The 16,616-nt window shown below is 38.8% G+C and carries 18 protein-coding genes and 1 pseudogene; 6 read left to right on the top strand and 13 right to left on the bottom strand.

The features are described from left to right. Positions 1 to 375: 375 nt before the first annotated feature. The 10 genes from glpX to FN924_RS06955 all read right to left on the bottom strand — a co-directional run bounded on the left by glpX (position 376) and on the right by FN924_RS06955 (position 9,001). Positions 376 to 1,338, bottom strand: coding sequence for a class II fructose-bisphosphatase (gene glpX / locus FN924_RS07000; protein ID WP_143893014.1), 963 nt, complete (start codon positions 1,336 to 1,338; stop codon positions 376 to 378). Between the two features lie 42 nt (positions 1,339 to 1,380). Next, the gene (locus FN924_RS06995) at positions 1,381 to 2,208 is read right to left on the bottom strand and encodes a pyruvate, water dikinase regulatory protein (RefSeq protein ID WP_143893012.1); all 828 of its coding nucleotides are present in this window, start codon (positions 2,206 to 2,208) and stop codon (positions 1,381 to 1,383) included. 20 nt (positions 2,209 to 2,228) lie between these two features. Further along, on the bottom strand, positions 2,229 to 2,858 hold the full coding sequence (locus FN924_RS06990; RefSeq protein WP_143893010.1) for a transcriptional regulator CcpN: 630 nt from the start codon (positions 2,856 to 2,858) through the stop codon (positions 2,229 to 2,231). Between the two features lie 94 nt (positions 2,859 to 2,952). Then, positions 2,953 to 4,530, bottom strand: a complete 1,578-nt coding sequence (pckA, locus tag FN924_RS06985) for a phosphoenolpyruvate carboxykinase (ATP) (protein WP_143897159.1) — start codon at positions 4,528 to 4,530, stop codon at positions 2,953 to 2,955. Further along, positions 4,508 to 4,672 (bottom strand): GapA-binding peptide SR1P, encoded by a 165-nt coding sequence (locus FN924_RS06980; protein WP_228409610.1) that lies wholly within the window; start codon positions 4,670 to 4,672, stop codon positions 4,508 to 4,510. The genes pckA and FN924_RS06980 overlap by 23 nt, the downstream gene beginning before the upstream one ends. After that, a complete protein-coding gene (gene gap, locus FN924_RS06975; protein ID WP_228409609.1) occupies positions 4,647 to 5,684 on the bottom strand; it encodes a type I glyceraldehyde-3-phosphate dehydrogenase in 1,038 nt (345 codons plus the stop codon). The genes FN924_RS06980 and gap overlap by 26 nt, the downstream gene beginning before the upstream one ends. Positions 5,685 to 5,855: 171 nt before the next feature. Continuing rightward, positions 5,856 to 6,020: a glycine zipper domain-containing protein gene (locus FN924_RS06970; RefSeq protein WP_143893008.1), complete on the bottom strand. Its 165-nt coding sequence runs from the start codon at positions 6,018 to 6,020 to the stop codon at positions 5,856 to 5,858. Between the two features lie 96 nt (positions 6,021 to 6,116). Continuing rightward, on the bottom strand, positions 6,117 to 6,614 hold the full coding sequence (locus FN924_RS06965; protein ID WP_143893006.1) for a BsuPI-related putative proteinase inhibitor: 498 nt from the start codon (positions 6,612 to 6,614) through the stop codon (positions 6,117 to 6,119). A gap of 68 nt (positions 6,615 to 6,682) precedes the next feature. Continuing rightward, the gene (locus FN924_RS06960) at positions 6,683 to 7,918 is read right to left on the bottom strand and encodes a sugar efflux transporter (RefSeq protein WP_158633960.1); all 1,236 of its coding nucleotides are present in this window, start codon (positions 7,916 to 7,918) and stop codon (positions 6,683 to 6,685) included. Between the two features lie 63 nt (positions 7,919 to 7,981). Further along, positions 7,982 to 9,001: an STAS domain-containing protein gene (locus FN924_RS06955; protein WP_143893002.1), complete on the bottom strand. Its 1,020-nt coding sequence runs from the start codon at positions 8,999 to 9,001 to the stop codon at positions 7,982 to 7,984. Between the two features lie 186 nt (positions 9,002 to 9,187). Here FN924_RS06955 and FN924_RS06950 point away from each other — a divergent pair, with 186 nt between their 5' ends. From FN924_RS06950 to FN924_RS06935, 4 genes are all read left to right on the top strand, one after another. Next, positions 9,188 to 10,165, top strand: a complete 978-nt coding sequence (locus FN924_RS06950; protein WP_143893000.1) for an ABC transporter ATP-binding protein — start codon at positions 9,188 to 9,190, stop codon at positions 10,163 to 10,165. 1 nt (position 10,166) lies between these two features. Beyond that, positions 10,167 to 10,814 (top strand): ABC transporter permease, encoded by a 648-nt coding sequence (locus FN924_RS06945; RefSeq protein ID WP_228409608.1) that lies wholly within the window; start codon positions 10,167 to 10,169, stop codon positions 10,812 to 10,814. Positions 10,815 to 10,827: 13 nt separating this feature from the next. After that, on the top strand, positions 10,828 to 11,745 hold the full coding sequence (locus FN924_RS06940) for an ABC transporter substrate-binding protein (protein ID WP_143892998.1): 918 nt from the start codon (positions 10,828 to 10,830) through the stop codon (positions 11,743 to 11,745). A gap of 107 nt (positions 11,746 to 11,852) precedes the next feature. Beyond that, positions 11,853 to 12,035 carry a YjfB family protein gene (locus tag FN924_RS06935; RefSeq protein ID WP_143892996.1) on the top strand — a complete coding sequence of 61 codons (183 nt, stop codon included), beginning with the start codon at positions 11,853 to 11,855 and terminating at the stop codon, positions 12,033 to 12,035. Between the two features lie 296 nt (positions 12,036 to 12,331). On the opposite strand, the gene FN924_RS06930 is transcribed toward FN924_RS06935, so the two are convergent. Both FN924_RS06930 and FN924_RS06925 read right to left on the bottom strand, forming a co-directional pair. After that, positions 12,332 to 13,642 carry a sensor histidine kinase gene (locus FN924_RS06930; RefSeq protein ID WP_228409607.1) on the bottom strand — a complete coding sequence of 437 codons (1,311 nt, stop codon included), beginning with the start codon at positions 13,640 to 13,642 and terminating at the stop codon, positions 12,332 to 12,334. 143 nt (positions 13,643 to 13,785) lie between these two features. Next, positions 13,786 to 14,982 carry a beta-ketoacyl synthase N-terminal-like domain-containing protein gene (locus tag FN924_RS06925; RefSeq protein WP_143892992.1) on the bottom strand — a complete coding sequence of 399 codons (1,197 nt, stop codon included), beginning with the start codon at positions 14,980 to 14,982 and terminating at the stop codon, positions 13,786 to 13,788. 209 nt (positions 14,983 to 15,191) lie between these two features. On the opposite strand from FN924_RS06925, the pseudogene FN924_RS06920 reads away from it, so the two are divergent. Then, positions 15,192 to 15,556, top strand: a pseudogene (locus tag FN924_RS06920) (PadR family transcriptional regulator). After that, positions 15,549 to 16,073, top strand: coding sequence for a DUF2812 domain-containing protein (locus tag FN924_RS06915; protein ID WP_143892990.1), 525 nt, complete (start codon positions 15,549 to 15,551; stop codon positions 16,071 to 16,073). The pseudogene FN924_RS06920 and the gene FN924_RS06915 overlap by 8 nt, the downstream one beginning before the upstream one ends. 41 nt (positions 16,074 to 16,114) lie before the next feature. Here FN924_RS06915 and FN924_RS06910 read toward each other — a convergent pair whose 3' ends face one another. Next, positions 16,115 to 16,540, bottom strand: a complete 426-nt coding sequence (locus FN924_RS06910; protein ID WP_143892988.1) for an OsmC family protein — start codon at positions 16,538 to 16,540, stop codon at positions 16,115 to 16,117. Positions 16,541 to 16,616: the final 76 nt, after the last annotated feature.

Raw genomic sequence — 16,616 nt, 5'->3', positions numbered from 1 at the left:
ACCCTCCTGATAAAGTTACCTTACATAAGATACCATATTCCGTACTAGATAGGTAGATATGTTTCATTTCCATTTTCGTCGATTTCATGACATTTAAAGAGAAATTGCTCGTATATATAGACGTTTTAGGTTGACTAGTTGCAGAATTATATATCGTCACCGCTTTTTTGGGGATTACATTTCATAAAAGGGAGAGTTGGTACCTGCTCTAACAGCAGGATTATGGTCATATACCTTATTGCTCATTTTTAACAACGTGAGCCAATATCGACCGTTAAAAAATAAATGGTAAGCTCTTGATTTACTATTATCGTAACCATGTACCAAGGAAAAAGATGATGTAACTATCAAAAAAGGATGGGCTCTATGCCCATCCTATCTCATCACATAATTTGGCTTTTTCATTAAGCTATGTTGACCATCTATAAATCTAACGGTTCCAGACTTTGCTCTCATCACGATAGATTGAGTCTTGGCAATATCTCCCTTGTACTGCACTCCTTTAAGTAGCTCTCCGTCCGTTACTCCAGTAGCAGCAAAGATAGCATCATCGCCCGAGACTAAATCGTTCAATAGTAATACGTTCTCTATGTTTAACCCCATTTTAAAGCATCGTTCAAGTTCTTCTCTATGCTTAGGAACCAATTTCCCTTGCATGTCTCCCCCAAGACATTTCAAGGCTACTGCTGCTAACACGCCTTCTGGTGCACCGCCTTCTCCAATCAATAAGTCAACGCCTGTATGGTCAAAAGCCGTATTAATGGCACCAGCAACATCGCCGTTATCGATTAATTTTATTCGTACCCCGATTCTCCGAAGTTCTTCTATCATACTCAGGTGTCTCGGTCTGTTCAAAATGGTGACGACCACATCCTCTATCTGTTTCCCCTTTGCTTTTGCCACAGCACGTACATTGTCTACAATCGGTGCTTCTATGCTTATTTTCCCCGCTGCTTCTGGCCCTACAGCTATTTTATCCATATACATATCTGGTGCATGTAGCAAATGACCTTTATCCGCAATTGCAACAACTGCTAATGCATTAGAGCCTCCAGTTGCAACAATATTTGTTCCTTCTAACGGATCCACTGCTATATCTACTTTCGGACCATCTCCAGTACCTAGTGTCTCCCCAATGTAAAGCATCGGTGCTTCGTCCATTTCCCCTTCTCCTATGACAACAGTTCCTAGCATTGGAATGGTATCAAATACGTCTCGCATAGCAGTTGTTGCTGCATCATCAGCTTCTGTTTTAACCCCACGTCCTTGCCATCTAGCTGAGGCAATGGCTGCAGCCTCGGTAACTCGGACCACCTCGATTGATAAGCTTCTTTCCACGCTTGGTATCCCCCTCTGATTTAACTCAGATACCGTTAAGGGTTATTTCGACTGATCTTCAAACCGTTTATCTAAATATGTCATAATGATTCCAGCTGTTTCCTCAATCGATTTATTTGACACGTTAATTATCGGACAATTTAACTCTTCCATGATTTTCTTGGATTGCTCCAGCTCTTTTCTCACCTGATCCTCTGAGGCATACTTTGCGTCGTCTGGCAAACCGATGGCTTTTAATCGTTCTTTGCGAATCTGCAATAGATTATCTAAATCCATCGTTAAGCCAATGATGAATGGATTCTTAGCTTCATAAAGTTCCTGTGGCGGTTTGACATCTGGCAAAATAGGTAAGTTTGCTACTTTTATTCCTTTATGTCCTAAGAAAATACTTATAGGTGTTTTAGAAGTTCTTGAAACACCTACAAGCACAACTTGTGCCTTCAGAAATCCTCTCGCATCCCGACCGTCATCATACTTAACAGCAAATTCTATGGCTTCGATTCTTCGGAAATAATCTTCATCCAGTTCATGGCGTAGTCCAGGCAATTGCTTTGGTTCACTATTATACGTGTCTACATAGGCTTGCATTAGAGGGCCCATCACATCAACGGCTTTTATATTTCTATCAATCGCTTCTTGTTTCATTTTTTCTCTTAATTCAGGCTGCACAAGCGTATAAGCCATAATCCCTCCGGTCTTTTGCACTTGATCCATGAGAGAGTGAATTTGATCCTCTGATTCAACATGACCATATCTTCTAATTTGTATAGTTTCGTTTGAAAACTGTCTCATGGTAGCACGAGCTACCGCTTCTGCTGTTTCGCCCACGGCATCCGAGCATACATAAATAATCCGATCTTTATTTGTCACTGATTTCCCCACCTATCCATCTAGACTTCCATTGCTAAATCTACTAGTAATTGTGTCATGTTCGTTTTCGTAATCCGACCAATGACTAATAGGTTGCTATGATTGTCACGTTTTACGACAGGAAGACTATCAACCTGAAAATGAACCATTTTTCGCGCTGCCTCTAGGACGGTGTCTTCTGGGGACACCGTTACGATATTTGGCTGTCTTGTCATCACGAGATGGACTGGCATAGTAGAAGCATTTGGATTTCCTAGCGTGACCTTTAATAGATCTTTACGTGATATGATCCCAACTAAAAAACCATCCTGATTCACGACCATAAGTGTGCCTACATTTTCTAGAAATAACTGGATTACCGCATCATGTACCGATGCCGTTTCTTGAACAACCACGGGAACTCCTTGGATATCTTTAATCAATAACGTGTTTAGTTGGCTACTTATCCCATCTCGTTTCACACTATTTCCACGAAAATACCCCACTTTAGGTTTTGCATCAATATAACCAGTCATAGCTAACACAGCCAAATCGGAACGAATTGCTGCTTTGCTAACACCTAGCATTTCCGCAATTTGTTCTGCTGTAATTGGTTCATTCTTTTGTACAATATCGACAATTTCTAATTGTCTTGCAGAAAACTCTATCATTCCGATCCTCCTGTCCGTGCCTCTTTGAGGTAATCATATAATTCTTTTTCTAGCAACGCAAGAATAGGTCTAGGTTAAAGATAGGGAAGTATTATTAACTTATAATTGGGCCTGCTTGACGAACCGCTTCACTCACGCTTGAAAATCTGCGGAAGTTATCATGAAAATGATTCGCTAATTCTTTCGCTTTTCGTTCAAACGCTATTTCATCCTCCCACGTCTCTTCTGGAATCAATAGCTTATCTGGAATTCCAGGCATATAAGTAGGAACAGCAAGACCAAACACTGGATCTATTCGAAAAGTACCGTATTGTAGGTCCCCATTAAGAGCAGCCGAGATCATCGTTCTCGTAAAATGTAATGGAATTCGTTCCCCCACTCCATATGGTCCACCAGTCCACCCTGTATTCACGAGATAGACCTCTACATCATGCTTTTCTAATTTCTTCCCGAGCATTGTCGCATAGATAGATGGATCTTGTGGCAAAAATGGCTCTCCAAAACAAGTTGAAAATGTCACTTCTGGCTCTGTTACCCCTCGTTCTGTTCCAGCAAGCTTAGAGGTATAGCCTGATAGAAAGTGATACATGGCTTGTTCCTTCGTTAATTTAGAAATAGGTGGTAGGACACCAAAAGCGTCGGCAGTTAAAAAGAAAATGACGTTTGGGTGACCTGTCTTGCTAGGTAGTACCGCGTCCGGAATATGGGTTAGCGGATAAGCGGCACGAGTATTCTCCGTTAATCTTCCACTTGTAAAATCTAGCTCATTCGTATTTGCATCCCGATCCACATTTTCCAAAACGGTTCCGAATTTAATGGCATTCCAAATTTGTGGCTCCTTATCTTTCGTTAAACCAATACATTTAGCATAGCAACCACCTTCCAAATTAAACACGCCATTGTCAGACCAACCATGTTCATCATCCCCAATGAGTTGGCGGCTTTCATCTGCTGAAAGTGTTGTTTTTCCAGTCCCAGATAAGCCAAAGAATAGTGCGGTGTCCCCTTTTTCTTTTCCGACATTTGCAGAGCAATGCATTGGTAAAATCCCTTTTAATGGAAGAAGATAATTAAGGACACTAAAAATAGACTTTTTCATTTCACCGGCATAAGCGGTTCCACCAATTAACACCACTTTTTTCTCAAAAGAAAGGACGATAAATGTTTCCGAATTTGTTCCATCTAGCTGAGGATCTGCTTTTAATCCCGGCAAACAAATCACTGTAAACTCAGGTTCTATTACCGTATCTCGAATAAATAACTGTTGAGCAAATAGATTGTGCCATGCGTATTCGTTAATAACTCGAATCGATAAAGAAGAATGCTTATCTGCTCCCGCCTGACCATCAAAAACAAAAAGCTCTTTATCTGCCATGTAAGTTAATGCTTTTTGATATAAAGAATCAAAATGCTGCTTCGATATCGGTTGGTTCGCTTTTCCCCAAGCGACCTGGTTTACAGTTTGTTCATCTTTTACGATAAATCGATCTTTTGGAGAACGTCCTGTAAACTCTCCAGTAGTCGTAAGGAGCGCACCTGTTTCGGTTAAGCTTCCTTCTTTCCTCCAAACAGAAGCTTGCACCAATTCAGCAATGGAAAGATTGTGATGCATTACAGGTTTGTGTTTATTCATGTATCTTTCAAGTAGATTAACGGAATTCAATATCCCCATTCCTTTCTTCAGCAGGTGTACAATCATCAGAGCATTTAGAATAGTAGGTCATCACTTTATCAGAATGAAACGTATCCATTTCACAATCACAGTGTTTACAAACGATTAACCCCATCTCAGGAAGACTTTTGAAGGTTGCCACTTGCGTATCTCTCCTTTTGAATATAGTCAGCAAGTTCCATAACTCTAGTTGCATACGCCCATTCATTGTCGTACCAAGCTAATATTTTTAATTGGTTTCCTCTTACTTTCACCGAAGGTCCGTCAATGATGGCAGACATGGAAGCTCCAATATAATCGGTGGAAACTAGAGGAATATCTGTCCAATCCAGAATACCTGCCAAACTTCCTTCTGCCGCTTGAATAAACATCTTTTTCACTTCTTTCACTGTCGTCTTTCTATCAACCTCAATTGTTAAGTCAAGCAAGGATACATCTTCCGTTGGTACGCGGATTGCTGTCCCTTCAAGCTTACTCGCCAGATGAGGGAATACCCCTTGAAGCGCCTTACCGATACCCGTTGTCGTTGGAATAATGGATTGGGTACACGATCGGGCTCTTCTCAAATCTTTATGAGGATTATCCAAATGGTTTTGGTCGGAAGTATAAGAGTGAACCGTAGTCACCCAACCTCTCTTAATTGAAAAAGCTTCATCCAAGACTTTCAATATTGGTACGACACAATTTGTTGTACATGATGCTGCGGATAGGAATCTATCCTTTTCTGGATTGTACATCTGATGATTGACTCCCATCACAACGGTCTGATCCATTTCTTGACCAGGCGCTGTGATAAGAACGGTGGATGCACCTGCTTCCGTATGTTTTTCGGCCCCAGCTCTGTGATTAAATTTTCCAGTCGAATCAATGACAAGATCCACTCCAAAATCTTTCCATGGAATCTTTTCTGGCTCTCGAGAATACGCAACCTGTAAAACGCTTTCATTAATTGTAATAGAATGCTCCGTTGCCTGAATATCTACATCCCACGTTCCATGTACCGAGTCATATTTCAGCAAATGTGCAATTGTTTCAGCTGGATAGGTGCTGTTAATTGCTTTTAATTCCTTTCTCATCACCGGATTCGACATTATAGCGCGGACTAATAGCCTTCCAATTCGCCCCATCCCACTTATTCCAATACCCTTTTCCAAATTCCCATCCCTCCTTTGATGGTAAATAGTATATCACAATTAATAATTAATGTTCATTAATTAACCAAAAACAATTATAAACAGTACATTTTTACTAAGTTAATGCTATAAGACTACATTTGAGCACAAAAAAAAGACCATCATTGGTCTTTTTTCCCTCGTTCATTGTCCTTAGGTCTTTTTATTATGTCTCGTTGATCCAATAGCAACTCCAAATGCGACACCTAGCGCAATCCCCACTCCCATATTATTCATCGCCGCTCCAATCGCAGTGCCGATTGCTATCCCAATCACCATCCAGACTGCGACCCTATCCCCCTTCTTATTTTGCGTCACAAACTCCACTCCTTACTCCAGTCTTTAGTAAGTAGTACGCCTTAAAAAGAGAATAGATTCGCTTAACCAATGAAAAGCTATCAGCTTTTCTAATTATCACTCCACTGTAAATTCCGTTGAAACTTTATACTTCTTTCCTTCTTTAGGTGTCATCCAAGCCGTTAACACATAATCACCGGACGAAAGGCCAAGTTGGTTTAAATCTAAGGTGTAGGATAATTCTTCAGCCTGTTTGATTTCTTCTTCTCCTAAAGCTTGTATAAAAGAAGCAGTGCTTGAATATAAATAAACCTGTTTGCCTTCCTTCGTTTCAACAGAAAAATCATAGCGTTGTGAACTAGTAAAGTCCAGTTTGACTGGTTTTTCTGTCTGATTTTTAAGCGTGTACACATACTGTAATGGTGCCACTTCTCGTAGCGTAGCTTCTACTTCTCCTGCCACAATCCCTTCACTCCCTTGATCACCAGAACCATTTACTTTTTCTCCAGCTGGTAACGGTTGTATAGGCTGTTCCTTTGAATCAGAATCCGCATTCGTTGTTCCACAGGCGGAAAGAATGATGAGAATCCCTAACATGGTTAACCATTTTTTCATGAATAACGTCCCTTCTTTTCTATTTGTTATAGAATCTGACGTTTTCTCTTAAAATATGTTACATATTATTAGAATTCTGCTACTTTTTTGTGTTTTCTTTCCTGTCCGAAAAATAGAAGTACGAAAAAACCAATTCCTGTAAATAAAATACAAATCGTAAATACGTTTTGATAGTCAAATAAACTAGAAAAGTAACCGAATAGTAAAAAGCCTAGTGTCGAGCCAATTTTTTGTGCATTCATATAAAGTGTTGTAGCTGTACCCGGCTCTTTCGGCAAAAAGTTTTGAAAATACGTAACTGCCAATCCTGCCGTAATCGCTACGTTAGCGGCACTTAAAATTTGTAAAGGATAGATTTGCCATGGCTCAGTAACATTCCAAATTAAGAAAAAATAAGCGAAGGAAAAGAAAAATCCTAGTTTTATCAATTTGCCTAAGTCCCATCTTGTTGCCATAATCCCGAACATAATCATAAGTGGAACTTCGAAAACAGGAGGTACACTAAAAATGACTCCTACATGTGCTTCCGTCCCTCCAAGTGTCTTCGTAACGAACTGCGGGATATTTTGCATATTAATAGTTGTTGCAGCGTGTAGTAAAAACATTGCTATGATGTTCGCAAATATGTGCGGCCGAAGCATGAACTTCCCTAACATAACTTGCTTCCCTGTCATATCCACTTTTTTGGGTTCATCCTTCAAGAAAACGAAGATAGCAAAAATACACAGTAAAAAGCCTAACGAAACTAACATAAACAGCCCTTCGAAATCCATTACGACTAATATCCATCCCGCAAAGGCAGGACCAACAGTCCAAGCTAATGCTGTAAACATACGGAATACATTCATGACATAAGGTACTTCCTTTTTGGGAACATCTGATTGCTCAAGTACCTCACGAGCATGAGCCCACAATTGAGGCATGGTAGCTGATGCAATTCCCAGTAGAAAGAATCCGATGAAACAAAGTATATAGTAATCCCGAACGTACGCAAATCCTAAGTAACCAGCAATCGCTGCAACAGATGAAACAATTAAAATGAGTTTTCGACTCACATTTCGATCGGAAAGCTTTCCTATATACGTACTAATTACGACGCCACCGATTGCCATGATTGTCATAAAGATCCCATAAGCTACATTACTCATCCCCACTTCATCTAATCCAAATATAGATGAGAATGGAATAAATAACGAGGTGGCCAACCCGAACATAAAGTTTAACATAAGCAAAATGGGAAACGTCGGGATTTTCCAGACCAGTGATGTTCGATTTTTTATAGAGCTTATTAGTTTTGCTTGCACATGTATCATCCTATCTAATCTCTTCAATATATATATGGTTTCTAGATATCTCCGTTCTTGCGACTACACAATTCTCCTACCTTGCTGTGCTAACGCATAATAAATACCATGCTGCAAGGTTTGAAAACAATTAAACTCTCTAAATTGAATAGGTTGTTTGCTAATAACTTGACTCAATTTAGGCGAAATTCCAACAAGTACCGTTTCTGTCCCAATTAAGGATGCCGCTGTACCAAGTCTACCTATCAAATGGGTTGTAAGTTCCCCCGAATCTTGGTCTAACCCGGTTAAGTCCAAGATTAGATAGCTAGCTTGATAGGCTGGTAAATTTTCTAGCGTTTTTGTTACAAGCTCCTCAGACCGTTCTTCATCGTATTTCCCAATTAACGGGACGACAACAATCCCATTTAACACTGGAATAATTGGAGAAGAGAGTTGCTTTACGAGATCTTTTAGTTCTCTCGTTTTGTTTTCCACTTCGGCTTCTAATTGTACAATATGATCTAATTCTTTTTTTCTAGAAAGATTATGTATATTTTCCGTAATCGTAATATCAGAAGGAAAATAGTTTATTTTCGTGTCCTCGTGCCCTTCCAATTGGAAATATTCCACCTCATACCAGACATTTGTCGCGAATAGTCCCGAAAAAATCCCAGCAAAATGGCCTGGAAGAAAACTTCCTCCTGTTGTTTTTTCTTGTGCAACATTAATCTTATGTTCCCAGCTATCCTTTAAATAGACTGTCAAGGTATGCGCTTCTCGGTCCAGATTTTCAATTACGATATTTCCCCATCCCGCGGATGCATAAGTTGTCGTAATAAGGGTTGCAGCTTCTTGTACACTTACGTGTTTCATTTTTTCAAAATAGTCCCCAACAACCATCCCTTGTCGATAACCCGTTGTTTCTAATACTAACCTTGAAGCTTCTTCGCCTGAAATTTCTTCAATCGTGTCAAAAAAAGCTTTCATAGCACTTGAAATCCAAAAAAGAACCGCATCCTGTCCTTCAAAGTTAAATAAGCCTTTATCTAACTTCCAACTAAAGTCAAGTCCCCCAACGCTTATTTGATCGTTTACACTCAATATAAAATCCCCCTTTTATTATGTAAGTCACACTGTTTAAAAAATCCGTCCAACCACCATTTTCTCATTTTTCTCCTCCGGAGGATAGAAAATTACATTATTTGAAAAAGTTCGGATTCTTTGACTCATTATTGGGGTAATTATACTATTAAGTCGTTACCTATCGAATTTGGAGGTGATTATTCTATGATCACGTTTGAAAACGTAAAAAAAACGTATAATGACGGTACTGTAGCCGTTGACGATATCTCTTTCACCATACCGACTGGGAACTTAGTTACTTTGATTGGTCCTAGTGGATGTGGAAAAACAACGACAATGAAGATGATCAACAAACTAATTCCTTTAACATCAGGTCGGATATGGATGGATTCAGAAGATATTGCACAAAAAGAGGCTGTGGATCTTCGAAGAAACATCGGATATGTCATCCAACGGATTGGACTCATGCCGCACATGACCATCGAAGAAAATGTTTCGATTGTTCCAAAGCTTAAAGGGTGGCCAAAGGAAAACTATCAAAAGAAAGTGGACGATTTATTAGATTTAGTTGGCCTAGATCCTTCCATCTATAAAAAAAGGTATCCTCTAGAATTAAGCGGTGGTCAACAACAACGAATTGGTGTAATTCGAGCACTTGCAGGAGATCCCCCTATCATACTTATGGACGAGCCATTTAGTGCCTTGGATCCAATCAGTCGGGAACAGCTTCAAGAGGAGCTAAAACTGTTACAACAAACGATACATAAAACGATTGTGTTCGTAACACACGATATGGATGAAGCAATAAAAATTTCGGACAAAATGGTCGTCATGAAAGACGGTAGACTCGAACAAATGGGGACACCAGCCGAAATCTTACATTCGCCATCCAATGAATTTGTGCGTTCTTTTTTAGGAGAAGACCGTATCAAAAAAGCACAACAAACATTCTCTCTCTACAAATCTGCCAAAACGGTTATGAAGCAGCTAGATTTGGATAAAAAATGGAACGAGCTTCCTAGATTACATCAAAATACGAGCCTTCAAGAAGTGTTAAAAACGATGCTTATTCAGCAAGTCGATACAGTTGGCATCGAAAATGAATCGAACCAATTGATTGGTATCATAGAAAAAGATGACTTACTCTATGTCATTGCTAATCTCCAAGAGGGGGTGTATTAAAATGGTAGCTTTGCACGTTTTTTGGGACACAGTCCTATCTAGACAAGACCTTATTATAGAAGGGTTTATAGAGCATCTTTATCTATCATTCATTGCCATTATAATTGCGGTTGCAATCTCACTCCCACTTGGTATTTATATTTCTAGAAAACAAAAGGTTGCAGAAATATACATTGGAATTACAGCGGTTCTTCAAACGATTCCGAGTCTTGCATTATTTGGTTTTTTAGTACCAATATTAGGAATTGGCGCAAAAACCGCACTTGTAGCGCTGGTCATCTATGCGCTTCTTCCTATATTACGAAACACATATACAGGGATAACTGAAGTTGATGAAGGAATTATTGAAGCAGGGGAAGGGATGGGAATGACAAAAAGACAGGTTTTATGGAAGATACAACTCCCACTTTCCCTTCCTTTTATGATGGCTGGAATTCGAACCGCAACCGTCTTAACAGTTGGGGTCGCCACACTTGCAACGTTTGTAGGTGCAGGTGGTTTAGGCGATGTAATCTGGAGAGGACTCCAATCCTGGAATAATAGTTTAGTTCTTGCTGGAGCCATACCAGTTGCCCTTCTAGCTTTATTATTTGATTTTGTGTTAAAAATATTAGAGAAAAAAGTAACACCGAAAGGAATTAAATCGTAAAGGAGCGAGCAAGATGAAACATATCAAAATTGTAGGAATAGCACTTGTCCCTTTTCTTATAATCTTATTAGCTGCATGCGGAGATATGAAAGAAGATTCAGCCTCTAATAAAGAACCACTAGTTGTATCCGGAAAAAACTGGACAGAACAATATATACTTTCACAAGTGCTAGCCATTTATATTGAAGAAAATACAGACTATGATGTTGATTTACGAGACGGATTAGGGGAAGTTGCCATTTTAACGCCAGCATTAGAAAACGAAGAGATTGATATGTATGTAGAATATACTGGTACTGGCCTAGAAGCTGTACTGAATGAACAAGCTAAGCCTGGAGAATCTAGTGAAAGCATCCTAAAACGAGTTAGAGAAGGATATGAAGAAACCTATAACTCGACATGGTTAAAGCCACTAGGGTTTGAAAACAATTATACGCTTGCCTATACAGAAGATGCAGACTTTGAAGCAGAAACCTATTCGGATATTGCTGCTCTTTCTAATAATCTTTCATTCGGTGCGCCACATGCCTTTTATGAGAGAAAAGGTGATGGGTATGAAGCATTTAAAGAAGCTTATGGATTTGAATTCTCTCAAACGGAAAGCTTTGACCCTAATGTTATGTACCAAGCACTCATTAATGGGGAAATAGATGTAATCCCTGCTTTCACTACAGATGGTAGAATTGAACGGAATAATCTCCAAACAACCGAGGACGATAAAGGATTTTTTCCTAAATATGATGCTGCTATCGTGATACGTCAAGAAATCTTAGACAGCTATCCTGGGTTAGAAGAAACGCTTAATGGCTTAGCTGGACAGATCTCCGAAGAAGAGATGCAAGCGATGAATGCAAAAGTGGATATAGATGGTGCCAAGTATGAGGAGGTTGCTCGAGAGTTTTTGCAATCGAAGAATTTAATCTCTAAGTAACAAAAAAGTTCTGTTAGGTGATTCTCTTTCTAACAGAACTTTTTTGTTCCATATTCTTTATAATATGGAACAATAAACCGATACATGAAGCATAGGAGGTGACAGCATTGGACGTAGCGGCATTATCGATGGCCATGAACCAAGCTTCCCTAGGTCAACAGGTAGGTATCGCATTAGCAAAAAAAGCGATGCAAACTTCCGAGCAAAACAGCTATCAATTACTCCAAATGATGGGTGCCCCGACACCAGAACACCCAGATTTAGGAAATTTGGTTGACCTTAAAGCGTAATAGTAGAAAAGAGGCTGGGACAAAAGTATAGTAAGCAATGAAAAAACGAACAATTATAAATAGTGCCTATCCCCGCTCTGGAAATATATACGCTTTCCGCGGGCGGCTGGTGAGCCTCCTCGCGCTGACGCACGGTGGGGTCTCACCGATGCTTTTTTCCGCTGGAGTCTACGTATGTTTCCGGAGCTAGAATAGGCTGTTGTTCGGCTTTTCGGCTTATCCTTTTCGTTATGTCCCAATCCCTTTTTTCTGCTTAATCTAACAATAAACAAATGTTTAGGAAGCTTATTTTTTATCTAGCTAACTAATATCCCATTTTGTGGTAATTCAATTTGAAAATGGGTACCTTCCGCTGAACTTTCCACCACATAAATATTCCCTAAATGTTCGATGACCGTCTTCTTGACAAATGGAAGTCCTAATCCCATTCCCTTTTCATTAAAAGAAATAAATGGGTCAAAAATACTCTCCCAATTTTCCTTAGGGATTCCTTTCCCTGTATCCTTCAAATGAATAATGATTCGTTCTTCTTTCATTTCCGTGCTAATCTGTATCTCTCGCTTTTCTCTTTCACTTGGCATTGCTTCAATGCTATTCTTTATCATATTGATAAATACTTGTTCCAAGTTAGTCCTATTCACATATGCATGCAGGGGTTTGTAATGGTTTGTGAACTTAATGTCTACTCCATGCTCAGCCAACATTTCGGAGGAAAAGCTAATAGATCTCCGTATAATTAGCTCCAAGTCCACTTTATCTAACGAGATTGCAGATGATTTCAAATATTCTTTGTAATTGTTAGATAAACCTTCCAAATGCTCTGAAGAACTTTTAATCATTTCTAAAGCACCTTTTCCCCGCTGAGTGAGGCTTTCACTATCGTCTAGTACTTTAGCAAAGCCTTTGATGATTTGATTGGTATTTTTCACTTCATGGATGAGACTGCCGGCCAGGTTTCCTGTATAATCTAATTTTTTCTGTCGTTCCATCAATTGATAGTAGTTAAATTTTAAACGTGTGTTCATCTTGATAAATTCGTGAACGATTAGTGTAGAAAAAATAACCACCCCAATACTGCTAGATACTACTCCTAATTTTGGTACGAAGTTTAAAAAACCACAAACGATCAAAAATGTTGAGTAAATACTAAACGATTTTAAAAAAACCTTCATGCTTGAATCAATTAGTTTTCTAGTCGTCAAATAAACAACAATCATCATCAGAACAAAGCCACTCATGTGAACGATATACACCCAGGACATTACACCATAGACAGGAAAGTAATGGTGTATCGGTAAAAAATCGGTTCTGGATGCTTCCAAACCTCGAATTCCTAATGGCGTCCAGTGTATGAGGTACACTACAGCACTCCAACCTATCAAAAAGGTAAGCACCTTTTTATCGAAAATTCGAATTAGAACTTTCCAAAGCCAACTCCCATCTTTTAACATCGCCGGCTCATTTTTCATAACTCGATAGGCAATGAAGAACACAATTGGTACCGAAAAAGTAGGTCCGAGCCTAAAAAGTTTAAACAAGGTTAGAATGGTATCTTCTTCTAATATCCCTTTAAAATATAAGATGCCGACATCCATCTGCCAAACCATGATTAGAATCATATATATACATAAGGCAGTTGATAGAATGGATTCTTTGTAAATGTTCCGCATGCTCAGGGCTAGAACTAACGGAATGAATCCAATTGTACCAATTAATATCCCAATAATCGTGGTGTTCCCCCCCTATCTGTTTACCTATGATTATATTTCTTTATATAAGCACATGCATTATTCCCACCATATCCATGGTTCGTAATAGCAACTTCTTTAACCTCTTGGTAGACCGTCTGAGTTACCACATTCATACTTTCATACCCCTTCTTATCTGTTCGAATAGTAGGTGGAATAAATCCATGCTCCAGACTCAACAATGTTGAGATAACCTGTAATATTCCAATTGCTCCAAATGGGTTTCCGTACATACTTTTTATCGATGTATAAGGAATCTTATGGTCGAACAATGTCTTTGAGCATTTTTCTTCTATTTTATCATTTATTTGTATCCCAAGAGCTTGGCTATTTATATAATCTGGTGTTCGGTTCATTGTTACTTCCTTTAATGCAGCTAGCATTTGCTCTCCTGACTCGTCTAAAGAGAAAATATAGATGCCGTCGTTATTGGATACAATATCCACAATCTCTCCACGAATGTCTGCAGATCTGTGGACTGCATCTTCTTCCCTTTCCAAAATAACCGCACCAGCTGCTTCCGCCATTGCAAATCCAGCACTATCGGAATGGAAAGGAACCGCACCATCCTCTAACCCTTGATTTAAAGGCAACACTCTTGTTTTTGAAAATGCATACGTGGTCGGAGGGCAAATCGGTGTATCGGATCCTCCAACAATAGCCACGTCAATTTTCCCACTCTTCAAGTAAACCATTGCTTCTTCCACAGCTTCTAAACTTGACGTACAACCAGTTGTAATGGTTTTGACCATCCCTTTTAGGCCAATTGAATGGGCAATAGCAGCAGAAATAGAGTGTGTGTTTGCATAATGGGAAAAAACAAGCGGCACCTTTCTGTAATTGTCTTCATTAGCTTGTTTAATAGCATCTTGATACAATTCTTCCCCAGTCGCTCCTAAAGATACACCGAAGAATAATCCCACTTTCTTTCCTTCCAAGTCTATTCTGGCAGAGTTTATTGCCTCTTTTGTAGCTTTTATCCCCATCTTTGTTACTCTAGGCAATCTTTTTTCTTTTTTATCTAATTCAAATTCTTCTAATCCTTCACGAATATAGCCAACGATATTAGATTCATCTTTTGGCCCGGCTCCTTCTTCCAATTCTAACGCACAATTTCCTTGTTCTAAATTCTTCTTGTACGCGTCTATGTTGATAGTATTAGGAGCTAAGACTCCATAACCAGTACATACAATTTTCATTTTACCTCTCCCCTTGCTTATGTACTAATTTCACGGTTATTATAGCACAATCTACTAAGCAACTATTATCCATACGTGATTTTATACCTATAATACAATCATTCTAAAGTCCTATCCTACGCGCGGAAATATTACCAAATAGTTTACTATAAATAGACATACTAGTTTCTTAAATTTTTCTAAAATTTTCTATAGTACATGTATTCACCATGATTAAGCCACTCGAAAAAATTAGTTTATTTTCAACTTCTTGTTGCTTATTAACGCATACGACCTACTACATACTTCTAGCTCTCATTGAGCCTTTGCATGGTTATGGCATTATGCAAAAGGTAGAGGAAATGAGTCACGGAGAAGTAAAGCTGGGGCCAGGTACTCTTTATGGTGCGCTCTCTAAGTTAGAAAAGCAACGGATTATTGAGAAAGTAGCGGATATAAAAGAAGAAAGAAAAAATGTTATCAAATTACAAGCTTAGGTAAAAAAATAATAAAGCTTGAGTACAAACGTTTGTTTGACTTAGTGTCTATCAGCAAAACTTATATCGATTCAGTTGGAGGAGAAGACAATGAATAAAAAAATATTTAAAATTTTTTGGGTCTGGCAAAATGATGCAGAAGAAAACTGGCTCAGGAATATGGCTAATAACGGATGGGATTTCATTCGTTATAATTGGTTTTTTTATACATTTAAAAGAACAGAACCAAAGGATTATGTATATAAATTGGATTATAAAGGAAACCGAAAAAATGATGTGGCAGAGTATATAAATCTTTTTGAAGATGCTGGATGGGAGCACGTAGGACGTTTCCAAGATTGGTATTACTTTCGTACCAATGCTTCATTACATAAAGAGACACCAGACATTTATTCACATCTTGAATCAAAAGTTAAAAAGTACAAAGATTTATCCAATTTTATATTAAATGTGTTAATTGCTGTACTTACCATTTTCTTTACGATCGTACTACCAGCTAAATATGCGTACGTGTCCATCTTACAGATTCTTTATGTCATTCTAATCCTCTTAAATGGCTTTTCCTATGTCCGATTACTAAGAAAAATCAGAAGAATGGAGCGTACACATATTTAAATGCAAAAAAGCCAAGAACCCTTTCGGTTCCTGGCATTTTACTATAGTTCTTCCTTCCCCTCTGTCCCATTGATAGAGTAACTGGCTGTAATCTCCGCATTTAAGGAATGAGAAACGGAGCAATACGTATCCATCGATAGTTTGATCGCACGAGCGACCTTATCCTCCGGCAGCTCTCCCTCCAACGCATAATGAATATGAACCTTCGTGAAGCGTTTAGGATGCTCTTCTGCTCGACTACCTTCTATCTTCATCTCAAAAGATGTAGGATCTAACCGCATCTTTTTCAAAATAGAAATAATATCAATTCCCGTACATCCTGCTACCGCATTTAGAAGTAATTCAGTAGGCCTAGCACCTGTGTTTTCTCCTCCTACTTCTGCAGAGGCATCCATATTGATTTCATGTCCGGATGGTGTTTGACCACTAAAAGCCATTTTATCCTTCCATTTCACCGCAAATTCCATACAAATAGGCTCCTTTCAATGGCAATTTTGTATCGATGATTTACTTGCCATTATTATAGTTTCCTACTTATAAATT

This window comes from Radiobacillus deserti (genome assembly GCF_007301515.1).
GTDB classification, from domain to species: domain Bacteria; phylum Bacillota; class Bacilli; order Bacillales; family Amphibacillaceae; genus Radiobacillus; species Radiobacillus deserti.
The sequence above is the reverse complement of the archived record's forward strand: the minus strand, read 5'-3'. Positions and strand labels throughout refer to the sequence as shown.

Coding starts and splice junctions, on each gene's coding strand:
- FN924_RS06940 (WP_143892998.1), top strand. CDS start 10,828: ATGAAACATATCAAAATTGTAGGAATAGCACTTGTCCCTTTTCTTATA.
- FN924_RS06915 (WP_143892990.1), top strand. CDS start 15,549: ATGAATAAAAAAATATTTAAAATTTTTTGGGTCTGGCAAAATGATGCA.
- FN924_RS06950 (WP_143893000.1), top strand. CDS start 9,188: ATGATCACGTTTGAAAACGTAAAAAAAACGTATAATGACGGTACTGTA.
- FN924_RS06930 (WP_228409607.1), bottom strand. CDS start 13,642: ATGGTTTGGCAGATGGATGTCGGCATCTTATATTTTAAAGGGATATTA.
- pckA (WP_143897159.1), bottom strand. CDS start 4,530: ATGGGGATATTGAATTCCGTTAATCTACTTGAAAGATACATGAATAAA.
- FN924_RS06990 (WP_143893010.1), bottom strand. CDS start 2,858: ATGATAGAGTTTTCTGCAAGACAATTAGAAATTGTCGATATTGTACAA.
- FN924_RS06910 (WP_143892988.1), bottom strand. CDS start 16,540: ATGGAATTTGCGGTGAAATGGAAGGATAAAATGGCTTTTAGTGGTCAA.
- FN924_RS06925 (WP_143892992.1), bottom strand. CDS start 14,982: ATGAAAATTGTATGTACTGGTTATGGAGTCTTAGCTCCTAATACTATC.
- FN924_RS06965 (WP_143893006.1), bottom strand. CDS start 6,614: ATGAAAAAATGGTTAACCATGTTAGGGATTCTCATCATTCTTTCCGCC.
- FN924_RS06945 (WP_228409608.1), top strand. CDS start 10,167: ATGGTAGCTTTGCACGTTTTTTGGGACACAGTCCTATCTAGACAAGAC.